This window comes from Novipirellula artificiosorum (assembly GCF_007860135.1).
GTDB lineage: Bacteria > Planctomycetota > Planctomycetia > Pirellulales > Pirellulaceae > Novipirellula_A > Novipirellula_A artificiosorum.
Map to the genome: position 1 here is coordinate 1 of NZ_SJPV01000064.1, position 1,263 is coordinate 1,263.

Genomic DNA, 1,263 nt, shown 5'->3' on the forward strand with positions numbered 1-1,263 from the left:
TACCGAACATCCTGAAACAACCGAAGAACTCCTGCGAATTCTCAAGCCAATGGCAGTCGAGTCCGACAAGGCTTGATTGGTCAGCAAAGTTTTTTGAGCGGACGAGGTACTGTTCGGTCTGCCAGTAAGGCAAACCTTGGTAGGTTGGTCTCAACTAGAAATGAGGGGAATCCCTGATCCTCATTCGAGGTGGGTTCTGTTAGTTTGTCGTGTACAATAGGCGCACTCCGGACAAGCGAAAGAATGATTCACCACTTCACCGTTCAGCAGCGAACAATCAATAATCCGGCATCGCATGCTGATCCGAACTCGTCTTACAGGTTCGCGATGAAGGAGTTGGCTTTGATGCAAAGATCGCAAACTCGCAGCCAGGACTAGGTCTTTCGAGTATGGAGGAGCGTGTGCATCTCCTTGACGGAACCATTGAAATCAGTTCACAACCGGGACAGGGCACCTCGGTCGAAGTTCACGTGCCACTCAGTCCGGGTGGATTTCTGCCACTTCGTGCTGGCTTACGGGCAACGCTAGGTCACATGTCATCGCCATGAATCGAATTCGAGTATTAATCGCCGACGACCATCAAATTCTAGCCGAGGGAGTGCGTGGATTATTGGAAGCCGAGTTTGAAGTCATCGGTGTTGTTGCCGACGGACGCGAGCTTGTGGCTGCTGCGAAAAGGCTGTTGCCAGCGGTGATCGTTGCTGATGTGACAATGCCATTGCTGAACGGAATTGAAGCTGCGGTCCAGCTTCGCGACGCAGGCGTCACGGCAAAGGTCGTCTTCCTAACCATGCACCGCGACGTCGCGTATGCTCGCAGGGCTTTAGATGCAGGGGCTTCCGGATACGTATTAAAACACTCGGTGACGTCAGAGCTACTAACCGCGATTCGTGAAGCACTGTGTGGACAAACCTATATTTCGCCCATCATTGCGGGTGAATTGTTCCAGTCCTATCGCGATGGTGATGCATCCTCCAGCGGCTCACCGCAGCGATTGACGGCCAGGCAGCGAGAGGTCTCGCCCTTTCTCTAAGCACATCTCAACGAGTCATTCCGTGAAACCTGGCGCAGGCTAGGCCTCTACCGACGCGAGAGATTGTTCCGTTTCTCAGTGCTTGACAATAGAGCGTCTACCACTTCACCCTCTCCACTGGGAGAGTCGAAGGCGAGGCATGAACCTTCCTCGTCAACGTCACATTTCCCACAGACGAGGCGTCCGGTTGAACAAAGGGTGCCTGTAAACGGTGTTTTCGCACCACCAAA

The 1,263-nt window shown here is 53.1% G+C and carries 1 protein-coding gene and 1 pseudogene; both read left to right on the forward strand.

What is annotated here, in order from left to right; genetic code table 11:
* Positions 1–317: 317 nt before the first annotated feature.
* Positions 318–548, forward strand: a pseudogene (locus Poly41_RS35925) (sensor histidine kinase); the annotation flags it as partial.
* The gene (locus Poly41_RS33760) at positions 545–1,033 is read left to right on the forward strand and encodes a response regulator (RefSeq protein ID WP_146531777.1); all 489 of its coding nucleotides are present in this window, start codon (positions 545–547) and stop codon (positions 1,031–1,033) included. The pseudogene Poly41_RS35925 and the gene Poly41_RS33760, both read left to right, overlap by 4 nt.
* The last annotated feature ends 230 nt before the right edge of the window (positions 1,034–1,263 follow it).